General features: G+C 61.1%; 3 protein-coding genes. 2 read left to right on the top strand and 1 reads right to left on the bottom strand.

Annotated features, from left to right (window positions below; genetic code table 11):
* The first annotated feature begins 69 nt into the window (after positions 1-69).
* Positions 70-855 carry a 3-hydroxybutyrate dehydrogenase gene (locus AC1DT3_RS16930; protein ID WP_477466402.1) on the top strand — a complete coding sequence of 262 codons (786 nt, stop codon included), beginning with the start codon at positions 70-72 and terminating at the stop codon, positions 853-855.
* Between the two features lie 44 nt (positions 856-899).
* Here AC1DT3_RS16930 and pip read toward each other — a convergent pair whose 3' ends face one another.
* Positions 900-1,844 carry a prolyl aminopeptidase gene (gene pip / locus AC1DT3_RS16925; protein ID WP_477466401.1) on the bottom strand — a complete coding sequence of 315 codons (945 nt, stop codon included), beginning with the start codon at positions 1,842-1,844 and terminating at the stop codon, positions 900-902.
* A 194-nt stretch (positions 1,845-2,038) separates the two neighbouring features.
* Between pip and AC1DT3_RS16920 the strand changes: the two genes are divergently transcribed.
* Positions 2,039-2,881: extracellular solute-binding protein (locus AC1DT3_RS16920; protein ID WP_477466400.1), on the top strand; the 843-nt coding region annotated here is incomplete at its 3' end.

Here is a 2,881-nt window from a genome sequence, read left to right as displayed (position 1 = left end):
CTCCTATACGGTCGGTCCGGGCGCCGCTAAGCTGGTTCCCTCATTCCAAAAAAGTCATCGGAGAATTTCATGACGTTGAAGTCCAAGACGGCGGTCGTCACCGGGTCGACCAGCGGGATCGGGCTCGCCATCGCACGCGCCTTCGCCAAGGAGGGCGCTTCCATCGTCATCAACGGCATGGGCGATGCCGCGGCGATCGAGAAGGAGAGAGCGGCGATCGAAAGCGAGTTCGGCGTCAAGGCCATCTATTCCCCAGCGGACATGACGAAGCCCGACGAGATCGCCGGTATGATCGCTCTCGCTGAAAAGACATTCGGTTCGGTCGACATCCTGGTGAACAATGCGGGGATCCAGTTCGTTTCGCCGATCGAAGACTTCCCCGTCGAGAAATGGAACCAGATCATCGCGATCAATCTCTCATCGGCTTTCCACGCGATCCGCGCAGCCGTTCCGGGCATRAAGGCGCGCAAATGGGGTCGCATCATCAACACCGCATCGGCGCATTCGCTCGTCGCTTCCCCGTTCAAGTCGGCCTATGTGGCCGCCAAGCACGGCATCGCAGGATTGACCAAGACGGTGGCGCTGGAAGTCGCTACCCATGGTATCACCGCCAATTGCATCAGTCCGGGCTATGTCTGGACGCCCCTCGTCGAAAAGCAGATCCCGGATACCATGAAGGCGAGGGGGCTGACGAAAGAACAGGTCATCAACGACGTGCTGCTCGAAGCCCAGCCCACGAAACAATTCGTCACTGTCGACCAGGTGGCGGCACTCGCCGTATTCCTCGCCAGCGACGCGGCGAGCCAGATCACCGGCAGCAATCTATCGATGGATGGCGGCTGGACCGCCGAGTAGGCGCAAGAGTGAAAGAGGGGGCATTTCCCCCCTCTTTCATTCGGCTAGGTCGAAGCGAACGCGTCGGTCGCCTCGATGAGATGGTGCAGAATTCCTGGTTCGCTGAAGGCGTGCCCGGCATCGGGAACCATGATGAACCGCGCTTCCGGCCAGGCCTTGTGAAGGTCCCAGGCCGTCGAGGCAGGGGTCGCCACATCGTAGCGCCCCTGGACGATGATTCCGGGAATGTCCTTGAGCCGACCCGCGTCGCGGATGAGCTGCCCTTCCTCCAGCCAGCCGGCATGGACGAAATAGTGGTTTTCGATCCGCGCGAAGGCGATCGCGTAATGCTCGTCGCCGAATTGGTTGGTGTTCGCTTCATCCGGCAGAAGCGTAATCGTCTCGCCTTCCCAAAGGCTCCAAGCGCGGGCAGCGGCTCGTTGAACGGCCGGGTCGGGATCCGTGAGGCGTCGGCGATACGCCGCCATCAGGTCGCCGCGCTCGTTCTCCGGGATCGGTGCAAGATAGCGCTCCCACTTTTCCGGAAACAGCCAGGACGCTCCCTCCTGGTAGTACCAGAGCAACTCTGACCGGCGCAGAGTGAAGATCCCGCGGACCACGAGTTCGGTGACCCTTTCGGGATGGGTCTCGGCATACGCGAGCGCAAGCGTACTGCCCCACGATCCGCCGAACACCATCCACCGTTCGACGCCGAGCATTTCGCGCAGGCGCTCGATATCGGCGACCAGATGCCAGGTCGTGTTGGCCTCGAGGCTCGCATAGGGCGTCGAGCGGCCGCAGCCGCGCTGGTCGAACAGCAGAATGCGATAGCGCTTCGGATCGAACTGGCGCCTTTGGTTGGGCGAGCAGCCGCCTCCTGGGCCGCCGTGGAGAAAGACGACCGGTTTACCCTTTGGATTGCCGCACAATTCCCAGTAGACGCGATGCCCGTCGCCGACGTCGAGCCAGCCGTGCTCATAGGGTTCAATCTCAGGGTAGAGCGTCCGCATTCCTCGATCCTCCATAGGATCGCCGTCATATCAGGGGGATYGCGAAGCTGTCAGCATCTTCCGTTACGCAATTCAGTGAGCCGGCTCACAAAATAGGGATAAGAACCCTTAATTCGGTAGCCTGTCGCGCGAGTGTCATATAGTTTTGCAACTGGGGAACACGGGCARAGCCCGGACCACACTGGAGGATGACGATGTTGACGAAACGCGCCGGCTTGAAGCTGGCTACGGCCTTTGCCGCCCTGATGGTTGCCGGGACGGCCCATGCCGCCGAGAAGTTGCGGCTTTTGACGTGGGCGGATTACGCCCCCGCGGATGTGGTTCAACAGTTCACGAAGGAAACCGGCATCGAAGTCGAGATCACTCTTTCCAACAACGAGGAGATGATCTCGAAGCTGCGTGCGACCCAAGGCGCCGGGTTCGATCTCGTTCAGCCGAGCCAGGATCGCATCGCCGGTCCCCAACAGGAGTTCGGTATCTACAAGGCGATGGATCTGTCCAAGCTCAAGGGCGATCAGTTCATCGGCTCCATGCTCGAAGCCACCAAGAAGAACACGACCATTGACGGCAAGGTGTACGGCGTTCCGCACATCTGGGGCACCGACGGTCTCGTGGTGAACACCAAGGCCGCACCGAGCGTGGCCGATTACAACGATCTCTGCAGCGCGGCCGTCGCCGGCAAGTCGAGCTTCCGCGCCAAGCGCCCGACGCTGATCGCCTTCGCTTTCGCCAACGGCATGGATCCCTTCGCGTCGTACAAGGACGCCAAGGCCTACACGGCCATGATGGAAAAAGTCGGCGCGAAGCTCGCCGATTGCAAGAAGAACGTGAAGTTCTTCTGGGACGGCAAGGACCAGCTCCTCAACGCCCTGCGCTCGGGCGAAGTCGTCGCTGCAATGGCGTGGGACACGGGCGGCTGGAAGCTCAATTCCGAAAACCCGGACATCAAGTTCATCGCACCGAAGTCGGGCGCGCTCGGCTGGATCGACACCTTCGCGCTTCCCTCCAAGGGACGTAACGACGACGCCGCGTATAAG

The organism is Microvirga sp. P4_G7, assembly GCF_056401005.1.
Note: the sequence above shows the minus strand (reverse complement) of the source record. Positions and strands in the feature narration are given on the sequence as shown.

What these genes read in the sequence shown, in the direction of transcription:
- pip (WP_477466401.1), bottom strand. Translation starts at nt 1,844, where the DNA reads ATGCGGACGCTCTACCCTGAGATTGAACCCTATGAGCACGGCTGGCTC.